At 60.4% G+C, this 16,894-nt stretch carries 22 protein-coding genes; 13 read left to right on the top strand and 9 right to left on the bottom strand.

The window, feature by feature from the left end; translation table 11 throughout:
- Positions 1-27 precede the first annotated feature (27 nt).
- The 6 genes from KX729_RS14430 (at position 28) to KX729_RS14405 (ending at position 4,071) form a co-directional block, all read left to right on the top strand.
- On the top strand, positions 28-621 hold the full coding sequence (locus KX729_RS14430) for a LysE family translocator (RefSeq protein WP_219743714.1): 594 nt from the start codon (positions 28-30) through the stop codon (positions 619-621).
- A 35-nt stretch (positions 622-656) separates the two neighbouring features.
- Positions 657-1,466: a bestrophin-like domain gene (locus tag KX729_RS14425; protein ID WP_246617614.1), complete on the top strand. Its 810-nt coding sequence runs from the start codon at positions 657-659 to the stop codon at positions 1,464-1,466.
- A gap of 9 nt (positions 1,467-1,475) precedes the next feature.
- Positions 1,476-2,117, top strand: coding sequence for a nitrile hydratase subunit alpha (gene nthA / locus KX729_RS14420; RefSeq protein ID WP_219743178.1), 642 nt, complete (start codon positions 1,476-1,478; stop codon positions 2,115-2,117).
- Positions 2,114-2,773, top strand: a complete 660-nt coding sequence (gene nthB, locus KX729_RS14415) for a nitrile hydratase subunit beta (RefSeq protein WP_219743177.1) — start codon at positions 2,114-2,116, stop codon at positions 2,771-2,773. The genes nthA and nthB overlap by 4 nt, the downstream gene beginning before the upstream one ends.
- A complete protein-coding gene (locus KX729_RS14410; protein ID WP_219743176.1) occupies positions 2,760-3,131 on the top strand; it encodes a nitrile hydratase accessory protein in 372 nt (123 codons plus the stop codon). The genes nthB and KX729_RS14410 overlap by 14 nt, the downstream gene beginning before the upstream one ends.
- A gap of 154 nt (positions 3,132-3,285) precedes the next feature.
- Positions 3,286-4,071: an IPT/TIG domain-containing protein gene (locus KX729_RS14405; RefSeq protein WP_219743175.1), complete on the top strand. Its 786-nt coding sequence runs from the start codon at positions 3,286-3,288 to the stop codon at positions 4,069-4,071.
- 36 nt (positions 4,072-4,107) lie between these two features.
- On the opposite strand, the gene KX729_RS14400 is transcribed toward KX729_RS14405, so the two are convergent.
- Genes KX729_RS14400 through KX729_RS14390 form a run of 3 tightly spaced genes read right to left on the bottom strand, consistent with a single transcriptional unit; the run spans position 4,108 to position 5,820 of the window.
- Positions 4,108-4,893, bottom strand: a complete 786-nt coding sequence (locus KX729_RS14400; RefSeq protein ID WP_219743174.1) for an anti-sigma factor family protein — start codon at positions 4,891-4,893, stop codon at positions 4,108-4,110.
- On the bottom strand, positions 4,890-5,420 hold the full coding sequence (locus KX729_RS14395) for an RNA polymerase sigma factor (protein ID WP_219743712.1): 531 nt from the start codon (positions 5,418-5,420) through the stop codon (positions 4,890-4,892). The genes KX729_RS14400 and KX729_RS14395 overlap by 4 nt, the downstream gene beginning before the upstream one ends.
- 25 nt (positions 5,421-5,445) lie before the next feature.
- Complete coding sequence (locus KX729_RS14390; RefSeq protein ID WP_219743173.1) at positions 5,446-5,820, bottom strand: COG4315 family predicted lipoprotein; 375 nt, start codon at positions 5,818-5,820, stop codon at positions 5,446-5,448.
- Between the two features lie 147 nt (positions 5,821-5,967).
- Between KX729_RS14390 and KX729_RS14385 the strand changes: the two genes are divergently transcribed.
- Together KX729_RS14385 and KX729_RS14380 are read left to right on the top strand one after the other, a co-directional pair.
- Complete coding sequence (locus KX729_RS14385) at positions 5,968-6,333, top strand: ArsR/SmtB family transcription factor (RefSeq protein ID WP_219743172.1); 366 nt, start codon at positions 5,968-5,970, stop codon at positions 6,331-6,333.
- Positions 6,330-6,806 (top strand): SRPBCC family protein, encoded by a 477-nt coding sequence (locus tag KX729_RS14380; protein WP_219743171.1) that lies wholly within the window; start codon positions 6,330-6,332, stop codon positions 6,804-6,806. Before KX729_RS14385 ends, KX729_RS14380 begins: the two co-directional genes overlap by 4 nt.
- Here KX729_RS14380 and KX729_RS14375 read toward each other — a convergent pair.
- Together KX729_RS14375 and KX729_RS14370 are read right to left on the bottom strand one after the other, a co-directional pair.
- Positions 6,787-7,287 carry a DUF2269 family protein gene (locus KX729_RS14375; RefSeq protein WP_219743170.1) on the bottom strand — a complete coding sequence of 167 codons (501 nt, stop codon included), beginning with the start codon at positions 7,285-7,287 and terminating at the stop codon, positions 6,787-6,789. The genes KX729_RS14380 and KX729_RS14375 overlap by 20 nt on opposite strands.
- Positions 7,287-8,567: an SDR family oxidoreductase gene (locus KX729_RS14370; protein WP_219743711.1), complete on the bottom strand. Its 1,281-nt coding sequence runs from the start codon at positions 8,565-8,567 to the stop codon at positions 7,287-7,289. The genes KX729_RS14375 and KX729_RS14370 overlap by 1 nt, the downstream gene beginning before the upstream one ends.
- A 169-nt stretch (positions 8,568-8,736) precedes the next feature.
- Between KX729_RS14370 and KX729_RS14365 the strand changes: the two genes are divergently transcribed.
- Positions 8,737-9,858 (top strand): ATP-dependent DNA helicase, encoded by a 1,122-nt coding sequence (locus KX729_RS14365; RefSeq protein WP_219743169.1) that lies wholly within the window; start codon positions 8,737-8,739, stop codon positions 9,856-9,858.
- Positions 9,859-9,908: 50 nt separating this feature from the next.
- Here the strand turns inward: KX729_RS14365 and KX729_RS14360 are convergent, their stop codons facing one another.
- On the bottom strand, positions 9,909-10,580 hold the full coding sequence (locus tag KX729_RS14360) for a MerR family transcriptional regulator (protein WP_246617613.1): 672 nt from the start codon (positions 10,578-10,580) through the stop codon (positions 9,909-9,911).
- A gap of 351 nt (positions 10,581-10,931) precedes the next feature.
- Between KX729_RS14360 and KX729_RS14355 the strand changes: the two genes are divergently transcribed.
- Complete coding sequence (locus KX729_RS14355; protein WP_219743167.1) at positions 10,932-11,684, top strand: pyridoxine 5'-phosphate synthase; 753 nt, start codon at positions 10,932-10,934, stop codon at positions 11,682-11,684.
- A gap of 68 nt (positions 11,685-11,752) precedes the next feature.
- On the top strand, positions 11,753-13,024 hold the full coding sequence (locus KX729_RS14350) for an NAD(P)/FAD-dependent oxidoreductase (RefSeq protein WP_219743166.1): 1,272 nt from the start codon (positions 11,753-11,755) through the stop codon (positions 13,022-13,024).
- 9 nt (positions 13,025-13,033) lie between these two features.
- On the opposite strand, the gene KX729_RS14345 is transcribed toward KX729_RS14350, so the two are convergent.
- The 3 genes from KX729_RS14345 to KX729_RS14335 all read right to left on the bottom strand — a co-directional run bounded on the left by KX729_RS14345 (position 13,034) and on the right by KX729_RS14335 (position 15,731).
- The gene (locus KX729_RS14345; RefSeq protein WP_219743710.1) at positions 13,034-13,987 is read right to left on the bottom strand and encodes a bifunctional helix-turn-helix transcriptional regulator/GNAT family N-acetyltransferase; all 954 of its coding nucleotides are present in this window, start codon (positions 13,985-13,987) and stop codon (positions 13,034-13,036) included.
- A gap of 66 nt (positions 13,988-14,053) precedes the next feature.
- Positions 14,054-14,767, bottom strand: coding sequence for an aspartate/glutamate racemase family protein (locus tag KX729_RS14340; protein ID WP_219743165.1), 714 nt, complete (start codon positions 14,765-14,767; stop codon positions 14,054-14,056).
- A gap of 79 nt (positions 14,768-14,846) precedes the next feature.
- The gene (locus KX729_RS14335; protein ID WP_219743164.1) at positions 14,847-15,731 is read right to left on the bottom strand and encodes an SDR family oxidoreductase; all 885 of its coding nucleotides are present in this window, start codon (positions 15,729-15,731) and stop codon (positions 14,847-14,849) included.
- A gap of 161 nt (positions 15,732-15,892) precedes the next feature.
- Here KX729_RS14335 and KX729_RS14330 point away from each other — a divergent pair, with 161 nt between their 5' ends.
- A complete protein-coding gene (locus tag KX729_RS14330) occupies positions 15,893-16,288 on the top strand; it encodes a winged helix-turn-helix transcriptional regulator (RefSeq protein ID WP_246617637.1) in 396 nt (131 codons plus the stop codon).
- 7 nt (positions 16,289-16,295) lie between these two features.
- A complete protein-coding gene (locus tag KX729_RS14325; RefSeq protein ID WP_219743709.1) occupies positions 16,296-16,886 on the top strand; it encodes an AAA family ATPase in 591 nt (196 codons plus the stop codon).
- The last annotated feature ends 8 nt before the right edge of the window (positions 16,887-16,894 follow it).

Here is a 16,894-nt window from a genome sequence, read left to right as displayed (position 1 = left end):
GGACAATTTGGCATTCTGGGAGATTTCATGCCGCTGGAAACATTTCTGGCTCTCATCCTGTTTGCCTTCACGACCTCGATCACGCCGGGGCCGAACAACATGATGCTCTTCGCATCGGGCGTGAATTTCGGCTTTACCCGCACCATTCCGCATATGCTTGGCATCGGCGTCGGTTTCTTCACGCTGCTGCTCGCCGTCGGTTTCGGGCTTGGCGCGCTGCTTCATACGGTGCCATTGGTCTACACGATCCTGAAATTCGCCGGCGGTGCCTATCTCGTATGGATCGCCTGGAAGATCGGCACGTCGCGCAGCCTTTCCGACGGCAAGACCGGCGCGCAGCCGATGACATTCCTCTCGGCAGCAGCTTTCCAATGGGTCAACCCGAAGGCCTGGGTGATGGCGGTGACGGCGATGGCGACCTACACCAATCCGGACTATTACCTCTTCACGGTGCTGATGGTCGGATTGGCTTTCGCGCTGGTCAACGTGCCGAGCGTTTCCACCTGGGCCGGTTTCGGCTCGGCCTTGCGCGAATGGCTTTCGGTGCCGGTGCGGCTGAAGTGGTTTAACATCACAATGGCGCTCTTGCTTGTCGCGAGCCTCTGGCCAATGTTGCGCTGAGCGTCTTCAGGCGCGTGGTTCCGGAGGGGCCCGTATTGGCCGATTTTGGATTGCCTGATTTCGCCTATTCCGGTCTGGTCGGTCTGTTCTTCGTATCGGCATCGATTGCGCTGGTGCTGGTCAGCTATTTCATTGCCCGCCAGTTGCTGCAGCCTGGTGGCGAGGGTGATCGAACCCATGACGTGGCGGCCAATGTCGCGGTGCGCATCGCCACGCTCCACGGCCTTATCCTCGGTCTGGTGTATGCGCAGGAACTCGATGACTACAAGGGTGTGCGCTCGGTGCTGACAGACGAGTCGATCGCCATATCGGACGTCTACAACGATGCCCGGCGTTATGGCGGGGAAATCATCCTGCCGGTACAGCAGGGGCTGGCGACATACCTGACAATTGTCGTCGACGAGGAATGGCGGTTGCTCGGCAATCACGCAGGGCTTTCACCGAAGGCCTGGCAGATGTGGGAAGATGTCTATGACCGGCTTCTCAACCTTCAGCCGACGACGGATCGGGAACGTTTTCTCAGCCAACGCATGAGGGACAGGATCACAGCGGTGGCGCGGTTTCGCCAGCTTCGCGAGGAGACGAGCGTCAGCCGGTTCGCGGGCCTTTTCTGGGGACCTGCCCTGATCGGTCTAGCTTTGGTGGCTGCCGCTTTCTACGTCTATCGGCCGACGCGGGCGCATCTTGCGCTGATGTCGCTGTTCGGGGCCTATTCCGGCGTCATTCTTTTCTTTATCTTCGCCTTTTCGAACCCTTATGCCGCTCCGGGCAAGCTCGAGCCGAGGCCGTTCCAGCATCTGCTGGAAGGTGACATCGGCAAAAGCCTGCCGCCGGCACGCTCTTGAGGAAATGCCATGCACGACGATCACGACCATCACCACCACGATCATCATGGCCATGATCATCACCATGACAACCGCTATAGCGACATGCAGGCACGGGTGCGGGCGCTGGAAACCGTGCTGAGCGAGAAGGGCCTGATCGATCCTGGCGCGATCGACGCGATCGTCGAGGCCTACGAGACGAAGATCGGCCCGCGCAATGGCGCCCATGTGGTGGCAAAGGCCTGGACTGATCCGGATTTCGCCGACTGGCTGAAGCGGGATGCGACGGCGGCGATTGCCAGCCTCGGATATACCGGCCGGCAAGGCGAGCATATGCGCGCCCTGTTCAATACGCCGGAGACCCACAACCTCGTCGTCTGCACCCTGTGCTCCTGTTACCCATGGTCCGTGCTCGGCCTGCCGCCGGTCTGGTACAAGGCGCCGGCCTATCGGTCGCGGGCAGTGATCGATCCGCGCGGCGTGCTGGCGGAATTCGGCGTGACGCTGCCGGAGGAGAAGAAAATCCGCGTCTGGGATTCGACGGCCGAGCTTCGTTACCTCGTCATCCCCGAGAGGCCGGAAGGCACCGAAGGATTGGCTGAGGAAGAGCTTGCCGGGCTGGTCAGCCGTGACGCGATGATCGGATCGGCGATTGCGGGAGCCGCATCATGAACGGGCCGCACGATCTCGGTGGGCAGATGGGGTTCGGCTCGGTCGCGCCCGAAAAGGACGAGCCTTATTTCCATGCGGAATGGGAAAAGCGGGCGCTCGGCATCACACTGTCTTGTGGTGCCTTCGGCGCCTGGACGATCGACGAAAGCCGGCATGCCCGTGAAAACGTGCCGCCGGCGGATTATCTGGCCGCGAGCTATTACGAGATCTGGACGCGGGCGCTGGAAGTCCTGCTGGAGCGTCACGGCTTTGCCACCCGGGCGGAGGTTGACGCCGGCGTCAAGCAGATCGAACCGGCGGTACCGAAGCGTATTCTGAAAGCGGATATGGTGCCGGGTGTGCTTGCGCGTGGCGGTCCATGTGATCGGTCGGTCGAAGCCAAGCCGCTGTTTCAGCCAGGCGACAGGGTGAGGACGCGCAATTTCAATCCCGAGACCCATACGAGGCTGCCGCGATATGCCCGCGCCAAGACGGGTGTGGTCGAAGCGGTGCAGGGCTCGTACGTCTTTCCGGACGACAATGCGCATGGCAAAGGCGAGAACCCGCAATGGGTCTATACGGTCGTGTTCGACGCCGGTGAAATCTGGGGCGAGGGTGCCGATCCGACGCTGACGGTCTCGATCGATGCCTGGGAGAGCTATCTTGAGCGTGTGTGAAGTGCCGTCTCGGCTCGCGCAATCGCCCGGCCTGCCGAAGTCACCGGAGGGTGACCCCGTGTTTCCGGAGCCTTGGGCGGCGGAAGCTTTTGCGATGACCGTGCATCTGCACGAGAACGGCCTTTTCAGCTGGAGCGAATGGGCAGAAGCGCTATCGATCGAAGTTCACCGGCCGGGTCGGGCGGAAGACGGCAGCGATTATTTCGACTGCTGGGTGGCGGCGCTGTCGGGCCTGCTGGTGGCAAAGGGCATTGCGGATGCGGGTGTGATCCTCGCGCTGCAGAGCGCTTGGCAGAGAGCGGCTGAGGCGACGCCGCACGGGATGCCGATCGAACTGGGGAATGACCCCCTGCGATAACATGCCTGGGATGTCCGTTCGCATCGCGAGGTTCGGATCTAGAGCTATTATCGGCTATATTTCAGGTTTTGAATTTTACTTGGTCCTTCAAGATTCTTCTTTTGATTGCATCGGATACGTGCGATTATTCATGGTGGCAAAGCTGGGGATGGCCATGTCTGAAGATACACTTGAAGTAACCAAAGCGAGTGATGACTACTGGATAGGAGTTGCTCTCTTCGTTTTTTCTCTTATCGCGGCGCTGTTGCTGGTTCTGGCTTGGCCGGTGCCGATAAAAGACAATCTCACCGAAGTCACGACCGGACTTGGCAATGGCAATGCTCAGGTAAGATTTCTGGTCCTGGCGATGGTTGCCGGGGCGTTCGGCAGTTTGATTGCCTCTGCTCGCAACTATGCCGCTTTTCGCGGCACCAACAGATATGCAGCAAGTTGGAATTGGTGGTATCTGATGAGCCCCGTGGTCGGGATGGGACTGGGCGCGCTTCTTTTTGTGATTCTTCAGACGGGACTGTTTTCGATATCGTTGCCAAATAACGGCTCCCCGCAAAATGCCAATCCCGCCGGGTTCGTAGCCATTGCGATGCTGGGCGGTATGTTCTCGAGACAGGCTGTTGGCAAACTTGGGGATGCATTCAATACATTTCTGACCCCGCAGGAGAAGCCGGCGGCGACCGCATCGCAACCGGTGATCGACAAGATCGATCCGGCGGAAAAAAACATCGGCGACGGGAATCTGGAGATCGTGATCAACGGCAAGAATTTCGATTCCAACCCGACCGTGAAGGTGGGCGGTAACGAGCGCAAGATTGCCAGCAAAACCAACGTAAAGCTGACAGTCACGCTTGACGCTGCCGATCTGGCCAAGGCTGCTTCACTGCCGGTTATCGTGTCAAATTCGAACCAAAGCTCCTCGAAGCCGGTAAACCTCGTCGTAAAATAAATCTGACCCCTTCATGATAACCTGAGTGACAGGTCATCATGAAGGAAATTGCCGATAACATTCCTCGGCGATCTTCTGCAGCAAGTCGCGCGAAATCTCGCCGGTTACGGCATATCCCAGCTCGCCATCGATCCAGTAAAACGTCTCCACATTGCTGGCTGAAGCGAATCGGAAACTCGTCGTGCGGTTTTCCTTGTTGCGGCCAACCATGACGGTGACGCGCTGGCCGGCCTGGTCCTCGTACATGAACATGGCGCCCGGCTTGCCGGCGACGGGCAGCAGGCGGCCGCCGACGAGCTTGAATCCCATTGTCTGAAGGTTCGGGACCTTGAGATTGGCGATCGACAGGCGTTTGCCGAGCCAGGTGGCGAGATGGGCTTCCTCGTTGGCGAAGACTTCCACCGGATGGCGGACTTCGCTGGCGTAGACGAGGAAGGCGTTGCGGGCTTCGCGCGGCAGGATTTCGGTATAGGCGAGCTGGATATCCGGGCGCTTGAAAAGAAGCGGGCCGTAATGGCCGCCGATGGCGCCGAGTGCAAAGATGGCCATGGCTGCTGCGGCAAGTGCTGCGCGGCGCGGCGGACGGGCAGCGGTGCGATGATGAGCGCCGGAAATCAGCTGGATATCGGTCGGCTTCGATTTTTCGTGGGCCGCGAAGGCTGCGCGCAATTCGTCGTTTTGGGCCTGCCAATCAGCGACCAGTTCTGCTGCGTCCGGATTTTCGGCGAGAAAACGTTCCACGCGGGCGCGATCGGCGTCATCGAGGAAGCCGTCGGCATAGGCGTGCAGGTCAGCCTCGGAGATAGAGCGGGCTTCGGTCATCGGGGTCTCCGCATTGGAATGACGTTCTCCTCCCGCATTTTTTCTCGCAAGGCCTGGCGAGCCCGTGAAAGCCGCGACATGACGGTGCCGATCGGCACGTCGAGCATGTCGGCAACCTCCTGATAGCTGTGGCCCTCCACGACCACCAGCATCAAGACGGCACGCGCCTCCTTCGGCAAGGTTTCGAGCGCCTTGACGAGACGGCTCTTTTCCAGCGGATCGTCGGAGACCGCGCTCATCGCGACGTTCTCCGCCTCCTCGATGCCGACGGAAGGGCGGCGCGCGACCGAGCGGCGCGCGTTCAAATGAAGATTTGTCATGATCCTGTAGGCCCAGGATTTGAAATTCGCGCCGCGCCACTGGCTGCGGCTGACAAGCGCCTTCTCGACGCAATCCTGCAAAAGGTCTTCACCCTCGACGTCCGATCGCGTCAGGCTGCGCGAATAGCGCCGGAGCTGAGGCAGAAGGGCAAGGATCTGCGCCTCGAAGGAGAGGGGCGCGGGAGCCTGTGTCTCCCGCGCTTTCATATCCGTTTGGCTCACGCCTGGCTGATCAGGGTTTTGCAAGATCCCAAACACCGTTTACGCCGTCGCCGGTGATGTCGCCTTCCTTGGTGTCCTTGACCCAGTAATAGAGCGGCATGCCGTCCTTCGCCCACTGCTTTGCCCCGTCCTTGCGGGTGACGAGCGAGTATGCACCTTCTGCCTTCGCATCGGAAGCGGCCATGACCGGCGGCCAGTTGGTGGCGCATTTGTCGTAGCAGTTAGAGGTGCCCGGCTTGTCGTTCTTGAACGTGTAGAGGGTCATGTTCTTTTCGCCGGCAAGCACGTCGCCCTTGGCGGTTTTGACGGTCTTGAACGGGCCGGCGGCAAAGGCCACGCCGGTCATCGCGGCGAATGCGACCGATACGAGAATAAGCTTCTTCATGGATCGTCTCCCTGGTTATGGCGGCTTTCCCTCAGCCGACAATGCCAAGACACCGGCAGGGACGGATTTATTCCGTGGATTTGGGAAAAATTGAAAATTTCATCAGTTAGCCATTGAGCTAAGTTTATAATCTTGATACTTAGCCTTATGGAAAACTATTCGGAAGATCTCGACGGCGTGTTTCAGGCGCTGGCCGATCCGACCCGGCGGGCGGTCCTCGGGCGGCTCGGTTCAGGGCCGGCCAGCATCAGCGATCTGGCGGCGCCGTTCGCTATGGCGCTGCCGTCATTCATGAAGCACATCCGCTTTCTCGAAGAGAGCGGTTTGATCCGCACAGCGAAGGAAGGCCGGGTGAGGACCTGTTCACTCGAACGGGCACGGTTTTCGATGGTCGAAGGCTGGCTTTCCGAACAGCGGGCCGTCTGGCAGGCGCGCACGGACCGGTTGGAATCGCTCGTTCTGGCGCGGGAGGAATTCCTTCGCGATCAGGAAAAAAAGGAGAAGGACAAATGATCCAGAATTTCAATCCGGACCTCGATCTCAGCATTTCGCGGATCATCCGCGCGCCGCGGGCGGCCATCTGGCATGCCTGGGCGGATAAAGCGAGTTTCGAGCAATGGTGGATCCCCGCGCCGGCGCTCTGCAGGGTCGCGGCGATGGACATGCGGCCGGGCGGTGCGTTCGAAACGCGGATGAGCGAGAATGGCGGCGAATTCGGTCCGCATCTCAGCGCCTGTTTTCTCGCCGTTGATGAAGGCAGCCGGATCGTCTTCACCAACGCGCTAACCGGCGGCTGGCGCCCGGCGGCACAGCCGTTCATGACGGCGGTCGTCACCTTCAGCGATCATCCGGAGGGCACGGAATATCTGGCGCATGTCATGCACAAGAGCCCGGATGATCGTAAGATGCATGACGAGCTGGGCTTCTTTGATGGTTGGGGTACGGTGATCGAGCAGCTCGCAAAGCTTATCGAGACAAGACAGTGAGCTCGAACAACGGAATATCCGGCTTCGTCAGCATGAGCCAGAAAATACAGATAACCGCGAAGAAGGCGGGAAAGCCGCAGGCAAACCAGATGCGATAGAGCCTGTACCATTCCGGCGGCAGCGGTGATCCGCTGCTGTCGGCCAGGCGGGCGATATTGCGCAAGCGAATTTGAATCCAGACCACCGGAAGCCAGAAAAGTCCTGTCACCACATAGAGAGCAAGCGACAGCGCGATCCAGCCATCCGTCAATGACCAGCCGATTGTCCTTGCCAGGAGATAACCGGTGACCGGCTGCAGCACCACGGCGGTGGCGGTGAAGACCGTATCGGCCAGCACGACGGTATTGGCCGTATGGGCGATGAGTTTCGGATCTTCGGTGCGGCGGGCGATTACCATGAAAAAAGCGATGCCGGCACCGGTTCCCAGGAGCACGGCAGCTCCGATAACATGGAGAAGGCGCAGGAGATTTTCCGTATCCATCAGCGTTCGTCCAGCGTGGCGAGTGCGATGAGGGTCAGCACCAGCGAAGGCAAGACCTTGACGAGCGGCCCAAGAGGATCGAGCCAGAGTTGCCCCTCGAAAAGTGTTCCTCCTGCAAGATAGATGACACTGACGGCCATCATGCCGAGAAGCGCTCTCCGCGCCATCGGCCGGACAATGACGGTAATCCCAAGCAGGATGTCGACAAGGCATGTTGCGAGCGTCACGGCCATCGCTGCCGAGGCCGGCAGGAAGGCAGAAAAATGCGCAGCCGCGGCGCCGGGGTCGACGAGCGGCACCAGTCCGGACAATAACCAGAAGAGCGAGAGCGTCAGGATCATCACCGGCTTCAGCAGGTAAAGCCGTGCAAACCACAGGTCCTGAACACCGCTTGGACATTCGGTAAGCGTTGCCGCGGCACCGGCCGGCTCAAATCCTTCGGGCCCGCGCCTTTTCCCCAACACACCCTCGGACATCACTGCTATTGCCGTCGAGCGGAGCGGCGAACGCCAGCCGAGCTTTCCCGCGAGATCGGCTCCCCAGGTGACCGGCTTTGCCAGCGCCGCCGGCAAGGTGACGACAGGTGCCGGGGCAAGGCCCAGCCAGGCGCGGTGAAGTCGCACGAGTTCCGCAAGCGAAGGAGTTTCTTCAGCCGCGAGATCGAGGTCGCTACGCGGCAGAATGGACCCGTTTACGGCCCGCGATACCGCCTCGGCAACGTCGTTCATCGAGACTGTCGCCACCGGGCTTTCGGCATGAACGAGCGGCAATACGAAAGGAAAACTCGCCAGCGATCGGAGCAATGCAGTGCCGCCATGGGCGTTGCGGCCGATCACTAGTGCCGGACGCAGGATGACGAATGGCAGGCCACTTGCGACAAGCGCATCGTCGGCCTGGCGTTTGGTGCGCAGAAAGGCCTGCGAGCCGGCCGCCCCATCGGTTCGGGCCGAAATCTGGACGACCAGCCTGCCACCGAGCGATTTTGCCGCAGCATATAAGGTCAGCATTGCCTCTTGCTGGGTGGCGACAAGATCGTCGGATAATCCATCCTGCAATGCGCCTGCACAATTGAGGATGACATCGTGCTTATCGACCAGTGGCTGCCAGTCCGTGGCCGTCAATCTTGCCAGATCTGCCTTGATCCAGCGCGCAACGGGCCATTTCAGGCGCGCCTTTTCCGGAGCGCGGCCGAGTCCGGTGATCTCATGACCGTCCGATGCAAGCCTTTGCAGGATCGCGGAACCGATAAAGCCCGTCGCGCCGAGAATCAGAATTTTCATGACCACAACATAGGCGGCGCGGATGGCGAGCGTATAGTGAATTGGCAAGCGGCCATATCTCACTGCGTGCAATTCATGCGGGGTGATGCAGACACTGCTCCCCGGCTTCGATTCATCTTTCGTTCTTTTTCAGTTGCTTCTCCCACTCGAATCCTGCCAAGTCGCGGCCATGCAATTTGCACCGCAACAGGACGAGGCCCTGAAGGCCGTTTCGCAGTGGCTGAAGGAAGGCCGCAGCCAGGTTTTCCGGCTGTTTGGTTATGCCGGCACCGGCAAGACGACGCTTGCGAAACATTTCGCCGAAAATGTCGACGGCGAGGTTCTGTTCGCGGCCTTTACCGGCAAGGCGGCACAGGTGCTGCGCTCCAAGGGGGCGCGCAATGCCAAGACTATCCATTCGCTGATCTACCGGCCGCGCGGCGAAGAGGCCGTCGAGGACGAGGCGGGCAAGACTTCGATTGCGCCGATGTTTTCCATCAACCGGCAGAGCCCGGTTGCGAAAGCACCGCTGATCATCATCGACGAATGCTCGATGGTGGACGAGGCGCTCGGCAAGGACCTGATGAGTTTCGGCACGCCGATCCTGGTGCTCGGAGACCCCGGCCAGCTGCCGCCGGTTTCCGGCGGCGGTTTCTTCACCGAGCAGGAGCCGGATTATCTGCTGACCGACATTCACCGGCAGGCACGCGACAACCCGATCATCAGGCTGGCCATGGATGTGCGGGAAGGCAAGGAGCTGATGTATGGCGACTACGGCACCGCCAAGGTGATCTCCCGCAACGAGGTGACCCAGCCGCTGGTGCTGGAGGCGGACCAGGTTCTGGTCGGCACTAATAAGACCCGCAAGCGCTACAATCAGCGGCTTCGCGAGCTGAAGGGGTTTACGGCCGATTATCCGCAATCCGGCGATAAGCTGGTCTGCCTGCGCAACGATCAGGTCAAGGGCCTGCTGAACGGTTCGCTCTGGCAGGTGATGAGTTCGTCGCGCGAGACGGTCAAGCCCGGCATCAACCTGATGATCAAGCCGGAAGACGACGACATGGATCGCGGTGCGGCGAAGATCAAGCTTTTGAAGCAGGCCTTCGAGACCGAGGAGGAAATTCCCTGGACGATGCGCAAGCGTTATGACGAGTTCGATTACGGGTATGCGCTGACTGTCCACAAGGCGCAGGGTTCGCAGTGGAACAATGTCGTGCTGTTCGATGAAAGCTGGGCGTTTCGCGATACGCGGGAGCGCTGGCTCTATACCGCCATCACCCGTGCGGCAGAGACGTTGACGATCGTGCGATAAAAGCGGACCAGGGTTTTGCGTCCGGCATTGTTATGAGCCGGATAAGGCCGTCAATTCGGCACCATGCCGAGCAACACCGCCTTGGCGACGGCCTGGAAACGGTTGGTGGCCTGGAATTTGCGGATGATGCCGTCTTCCATGGCGCGCAGGGTTTCGAAGGGCAGGTCGAGAGATCGGGCGATGCGCGGGGCGGAATAACCTTCCGCCATCAGCGCGAGGCACCGCTTTTCCACATCGTTGAGAATGATCACCGCCGGTTTTGCAATTTCCAGCGTGCCGTCATCTTCCGCTGTCAGCAGGGTTTCAATCTGAAGCATCTGCCGGTGGATATGGGAGATGTCGGCCGTCAGTTCGCGCTTGCGGCGGGACAGCATGGAATGGAAAATCGCATCGGCCTCTTCTTGAGAATTGGCACCCGTCAGCTCTTCCATCAGTTCCTGAATGATTACGACCGGAATGCCGATCTCGCGGCAGGCATTGATGACCGCCATGCGCAGGATCTGTTCCGCATCATAGACCCGCATGCCGCCGGAGCGCGATGCGGCGATCAGGTGCTTTTCCTCGTAGAAATGCAGTGTCCGGTGGGTGACCCCGAACAGGTCCGCCATCTCGGCGATCGCCAGCGGTTGGCTGGGCATTTCGAATGGTAGGGAAACCTGAGGCAGATGACTGAAGTACCCGGCATTGCCCGCCATGGGGCCGCTTTCGTTCATCGCTGTCATTATGTCACTTCGCACCGAGTCCCCTTCCTGTGAAAGGCGTCAACAATTTATCATCCACAGGTTGTAGTGCTGCGATTGATCTGCGGATTGCCGTCGGTACTGAAGATGCGGACCCGATATGTGATTGGCTAACAGAATTCGCCATTCAAACCTATATTCCGCCGCCTTTGGCTCGTCTGGCGAATTCTGTTAGCTATACGTTACGTAAAATTTTAAAAATTCATAGCCCCGGTTGCCCCGTGGATTCTTGCCCACAAAAACTATCTATAAGTGCAATTTTTCATCATGGATGGCCTTTGTGCGGGCGTTGTCCTAAAAGCATGGCGACCGTATCGCATAAAGGGGCCCGCCATGCCGACCACGCTCTCCGTCAACGTCAATGCCATCGCCATGCTGCGCAACCGCCGCGACCTGCCCTGGCCGAGCGTCGAGGCGCTGGGGCGTCTCGCGCTGCAGGCCGGCGCATCTGGCCTGACGGTGCATCCGCGGCCGGACCAGCGGCATATTCGCTTCACCGATCTGCCGGTGCTGCGGGCGCTGATCGACGATGAGTTTCCGAAGGCCGAGTTCAATATCGAAGGTTATCCGAGCGAGGAATTCCTGGCGCTTTGCGAACAGACCGAGCCGGAACAGGTGACATTGGTGCCGGACGATCCGAGCCAGGCGACATCCGACCACGGGTTCGATTTCCGCGCGACGAGCGAATGGCTGAAGCCGATCGTGGCGCGGTTGAAAAAGGGTGGTATGCGCGTTTCGCTGTTTGCCGATGGTGATGGCGACGTGGAAGCGGTAAAGCTTGCCAAGGCGACCGGCGCCGATCGTATCGAGCTATATACAGGGCCTTACGGCGGCTGCTTCGACAATCCGGAGCTTGGCGCGGAAATCCTTGAAAGACTTGGGAAAACGGCGGATGCGGCGCTTGTTGAAGGGCTCGACGTCAATGCCGGTCACGATCTGACGGTCGCCAATCTGCCGGCGCTGGTGAAGCGTATTCCCCGGCTGGCGGAAGTCTCGATCGGCCATGGGCTGACGGCCGATGCGCTGGAATACGGCATGGCGGAAACGGTGCGCCGCTTCTGTCGCGCATGCGGCCAGAAGGTCTGACGCAAGGTCGGATCGGGCACGCGGTGGCGCGGTTTTTCGGCTCAATCGGTTAGGCAGAAAGCGTTGTCATGGCAGAAACAGAACATAGGGTCGTGGTCGTCGGCGGAGGTTTCGGCGGCTTGCAACTGGTGCATGACCTGAAGGGCGCGTCGGCGAAGATCACGCTGATCGACCGGCGCAATCACCACCTCTTTCAACCGCTTCTCTATCAGGTCGCGACGACGGCGCTGGCGACCTCCGAGATCGCCTGGCCGATCCGCCATCTCTACCGCGAGCGCAAGGACGTCGCCACGCTGCTGGACGAGGTGATTGGCGTCGACCGACAGGCGAAAACCGTGCTGCTGAAATCCGGCGCGCCGGTGGCTTACGACACGCTGGTGCTGGCGACGGGTGCGACGCATGCCTATTTCGGCCATGACGAATGGGCGGATGCCGCACCGGGTCTCAAGACGCTGGAAGACGCGACAACGATTCGCCGCCGCATGCTGCTTGCCTTCGAGCGTGCCGAACTGGCGGACAATACTGTGGAGCGCGAAAAACTGCTGACTTTCGCGATCATCGGCGCCGGGCCGACCGGGGTGGAAATGGCGGGAATGATCGCAGAACTTGCAAAGCAGGTCCTGCCGGAAGAGTTCCGCAGCATCGACACGCGGCAGACCAAGGTGATGCTGATCGAGGCCGGACCGCGGGTGCTGGCGACGTTTACGCAAGAACTGTCCGCTTATGCGCAGACCGCGCTGGAGAAACTCGGGGTCGATGTCCGGCTCGGTCACGCGGTGACCGCGATCACGTCGGATGGCGTGACGATCGGCGATACGTTCGTTCCCTGCGGAACGGTGATCTGGGCGGCAGGCGTCAAGGCTTCGCCGGCGGCGCAATGGGTGGGAGCCGGGGCCGACCGCGCGGGTCGCGCCATCGTCAGCCCGGACCTCTCGATTGAAGGCGACCCGAATGTATTCGTGATCGGCGACACCGCTTCATTGAAACAGGCGGATGGTTCGCCGGTGCCGGGCATCGCGCCGGCCGCGAAGCAGCAGGGCGGTTACGTCGCCAAGGTCATCAGGGCGCGGCTTGAAGGACAATCCGTGCCGGGACCGTTCAAGTATCGGCACCAAGGCAGTCTCGCCACCATCGGCCGGCGGGCAGCGGTGATCGATTTCGGCAGGTTCAAGCTGAAGGGCGGGCTGGCCTGGTGGATATGGGGGCTTGCCCATATCTACTTCCTGATCGGCACGCGCTCGCGCCTGGCGGTCGCCTGGAGCTGGCTGTGGATCTATCTTTCCGGCCAGCACAGCGCCCGGCTGATCACCCAGCGCGAAACGATCCGGGACAAGACCTGACCGGGATGGTCAAGCGGCGGAAGACGTCGCGCGGCTGCGGTATTCGTCTAGGTCGAGATCCCAGGTCTGGCCGACGCATTCGGGACCGAACATGCGATGTCTCTCTTCGGAGACAAGCTTGAAGCCAGCCTTCTGATAGATGCGGATGGCGGCATGCAGCATGTCGTTGGTCCAGAGCGAAAGTTTTCTGTAACCGGTGTCCGCCGAGAAGCGGATGCATTCGTCGACCAGGGTGCGGCCAAGCCCCATGCCGCGCGCCTGTGGATCGAGATAGAGCAGGCGGAGCTTGGCGACATTGTCGCCGCCGTCTGCGACCAGAACCGAACCGACGCGCCTGCCGCCATGTTCCGCGATCCAGCTGCGTTCGCGTTCCGGATTGAAATTGGCGATGAACTTGCCGGCGACTTCGGCGATCAGGCCTTCGAACTTTTCGTTCAGCTGGTATTCGCGAGCGTAAGCCGTCGCTTGCGCTTCGATCAGCCAGCCCATGTCGCCGATGCGATGGGGGCGCAGGATAACGGGGGAAGGCGGTGCTGCGGAAGCTGGGTCGAGTACGGAGCGGATGGTCTGCATCGCGCCGATCAGTTTTGCTTGACCAATCTCGTCAACACCCTGGAGATCGTCGGCGATCTGGTGGCGGGAGCGGTCGCCGAGGGTTTCGAAGATCTCCTGTCCCTTGGTGGTGACAGAAAGAATCTGGCTGCGCTTGTCGGCCGGGTCCGGCTCGCTGTCGATAAAGCCTGCCTCACGGAATTTCTTCAGGAGGCGGCTGAGATAGGCGGGATCAAGGCCGAGGTCGCGGTTGAGTTCGGTCGCGGAAACGCGCTGCCGGGCACCCATCTCGTAAAGGATGCGGCCTTCGGTAAGCGTATAGGGCGTCGCAAGATAGTCCTTGGCCAGCACGCCGATCTTGTTCGTGTAGAACCGGTTGAAGGCGCGGATGGTCTCGATTGTGTCGGGCACAACAGACATGGCAGAATCTCCTCTACGGAGACTCTGTCCAATATTTATTTGACTGAGTCAATAAAATTAGGCGGCGACCTTGTCGGTGGCCGTGGCAAAGGCGAAATCCACTGCGGCCTGCGCATGGACCGTTGTGGAATCGATGCCCGGCAGGCAGAGCTTGTCCGGATCGAGCAGGAGGCAGATTTCGGTGCAGCCGAGGATGATGCTGTCGGCGCCGGCGGCCTTGGCCTTTTCGATCATCGCCATCACGCGGGTGCAGGAGGCTTCCAGAACGGTGCCGGCGCAGAGTTCGCTGAAGATGATGTTGTGCATGTCGGTGCGGTCGTCCGCATCCGGCACCATGACCTCGATACCCTGGGCTTTCATCCGATTGGCATAAAAGCCGTGTTCCATCGTGTAGCGGGTGGCGAGCAGGAGAGGGCGCTTCAGACCCTTCGCCTTCAGGGCTTCAGCCGTTTCGTCGATGATATGGATGAGCGGGATATCGACCGCGGCCTGCACTTCCGGCGCGACGAGATGCATGGTGTTGGTGCAGATCAACACGCATTCGGCGCCGGCGTTTTTCAGGCCTTCGGCGCTCTTGGCAAGGTGGGCGGCCGCCAGATCCCAGCGGCCGGCCTTCTGCATGTCGACAACCTCGACGAAGTTCACCGAGTGGAGAAGAATGTCGGCGGACGCGAGCCCGCCGAGCCGGTTGCGGACCATCTCGTTGATGAGGCGATAATACACTGCAGTGCTTTCGAAACTCATCCCACCAATCAAGCCGATCTTGCGCATTTTTTCTCCAAATCAGACGGAAATTAGCAACTCAGTCTAATTATCGTAGATTTTGGAGATTTGCAATCCTCTCTAATCTTCAGCCGGCGAGGGCTGCCTTCTGGTGATCGAAATAAGCGGCAAGCGATTGCTGTTTGCGGCCTGTCAGGGTTTCGAAATCGCCGGTGATGAGATCGAAATTGCCGGCGCGGATATTGGCATCGGCGGAGACCAGCATCTTGACGACGAAGTCCGGCAGGCCGGCGCCGGTGAGGCCTTGGGCCAACTGTTCGTCGGTGACATGCACGACGTCGAGCGGCTTGCCGGTGGCCTTGGAGGCGCGGGCGGCGATCTCTTCGGCAGTCAGCGATTCGGAGCCGGTGAGCGTCAGGACCTGGCTGCCGGCCGGCGGATTGGCGAGCGCGGCGGCGGCGGCGCGGGCGCAGTCGTCGCGGGAAATATTGGTGATCTTGCCGGCGCCCATCGCCGTGAACCACTTACCGACCTGCAGATTGTGCGGCATGCTCATCATGTAATTGTCGTGGTACCAGGAATTGCGCAGGATCGTGTAGCCGATACCGCTCGCCTTGATCGCCTCTTCGGTGCCGAGATGGTCGGGCGCGAAGGTGACGAGCGACTTGTCCGGGTTCGGCATGGACGTATAGACGATGTGCTTGACGCCGGCCTTCTGGGCGGCGGCAACGGCGGTCCTGTGCTGCTTCAGGCGATTGCCCGGGGTGGCGAGGTCATCGGTGGAGATGATCAGGACGCGGTCGACGCCCGTGAAAGCCTTGACCAGACCTTCCTCGTCGCCGAAGTCGGCGGCACGGGTTTCGACACCCTTGGCGGCCAAGTCCGCAAGCTTGGCGGTGTCGCGGCTTGCGGCGATCAGGTCCGCCGGAGCAACCTTTTCGGTTTCGAGCAGATGGTGCAGCACGGCGCGGCCGAGCTGGCCTGCAGCGCCGGTGACGAGAAGTTTGGTCATGGTCGTATCCTTCCTTGATGAACCGTCACCCAAAGTGTCGGCCTGATTGTTGGTATCAAAAAGAGACTAGCACTAGAATAGGAATTGACTTGCCGTTGTAAAGGAGGCAGTTTTGAGGGAGATCGTTACTTCGAGGGAACCACCCCATGGTCATCCATCTGATGGAAAAGCGTATGCTTGCCGGCCAGGAATGCGACACGCAGACCTGGGACATGGGCAATTGCCCCGTTCGCGACGTGCTCGACCGGATCGCGGGCAAGTGGTCGACGCTGCTTCTGGAGGCGCTGGCGCACAAGCCTTATCGCTTCGGCGAACTCCGCCGGCTGGTGCCGGATATTTCCCAGCGCATGCTGACCCAGACGCTGCGCGACCTGCAGCGGGACGGTTATATCGAACGCGAGGTTTTCCCGACCAAGCCGCCGAGCGTCGAATACCGCATGACGGAGCTTGGCCGCTCGCTGTTCGAGCCGCTGTCGAAAGTGCTGTTGTGGGCGGGGGAGAACCACGCTTCGGTCAAGGCAGCACGGGTGAAGTTCGACGACAGCGATCTTGGTTGATCCCGACATGACGGGAAGTGCCGGCCTGTCGGTCATCCTGATTGCCGGCAGTTCGCATGTCGGCAAGACGACATTGGCCACGCGGCTTTCGGAAGCTCTTGGCTGGCGGATGATCTCGACGGATGGTCTCGCGCGGCATCCGGGCCGACCCTGGCCGGTGGTAAGGCCTCAGGTCGCCGAGTTTTATGAGCGTCTCACACCGGAAACGATCTACTGGTTCCTGCGGGTGCACCACGAGAATATGTGGCCGGGCATTCGGCGATTGATCGATGAAGAGATCGAGGCGGGTAAGCCGTTCGTGCTGGAGGGCTCGGCGCTAAGACCGGAACTTATCGCGCCTCTGCTTTCGGATTCCGTAGCCGGAATCTGCCTTTATACCGAAACGGATTTCCTGCATTCGAGAATGCGGGCCGAGGCTCGGTATGATCAAGCGGATGAGGCGGTTCGTGTCGTCATGGACAAGTTTATCGCGCGTTCTCTCCGCGACAATTCCGAAATCTTTGCGGCGGCTAAGGAGCACGGCTTGCGTCTTGTCGATACCGCCGATTCGGCAGCCGTAAAAAGCATCTACAAAGAATTGGTCGGAGCGGCCCCTTAAGGCCGCTC

It is taken from the genome of Neorhizobium populisoli, assembly GCF_019430945.1.
GTDB classification, from domain to species: Bacteria; Pseudomonadota; Alphaproteobacteria; order Rhizobiales; family Rhizobiaceae; genus Neorhizobium; species Neorhizobium populisoli.
Note: the sequence above shows the minus strand (reverse complement) of the source record. Positions and strands in the feature narration are given on the sequence as shown.